1 protein-coding gene is annotated in these 447 nt (G+C 62.6%); it reads left to right on the top strand.

Annotation, left to right across the window (positions count from 1 at the left end):
- Positions 1 to 447, top strand: a 447-nt coding sequence (locus P3L18_RS28180; RefSeq protein ID WP_276116006.1) for a DUF222 domain-containing protein, incomplete at both ends; no start/stop codon positions are given.

Here is a 447-nt window from a genome sequence, read left to right as displayed (position 1 = left end):
TCTCGGCGAACCTCGACATCGTCGCCGGCGAGAAAACCCGCACCCTGATGGAAACCTTGTCGACACCGAAACCTCAACCCGACGGCTCCCCCGACCCCCGCACACCCGAACAGATCTGTGCCGCCGCGTTCGAAACGATCGTGGAGTTGGCAGCACAAGGCCTGGCGGACACCACCTTCTCCGCCAAACCGACCAACGGGTTGTTGTGGACGTGGTCGGCGGACAACCCCGCGGTCGGTGGCGATTTGCAGAACATGGGTCCGATCACCGAAGGCACCGCGCGGATGTTGTCGTGCGATACCACGATCACCAAGATCGTCCTCGACCCCAACGGGGTACCGCTCAGTGTTGGCGAAGAAGAACGCTTCTTCACCCCAGGACAACGCAAAGCACTACTCGTGCGTGATCGCGGGTGCATCAAATGCGGTGCCCACGCCGGACGCTGCC

The organism is Gordonia sp. N1V (assembly GCF_029269935.1).
In the GTDB taxonomy this organism is placed as follows: Bacteria; Actinomycetota; Actinomycetes; order Mycobacteriales; family Mycobacteriaceae; genus Gordonia; species Gordonia polyisoprenivorans.
This window is presented reverse-complemented; position numbering and strand designations above follow the sequence as displayed.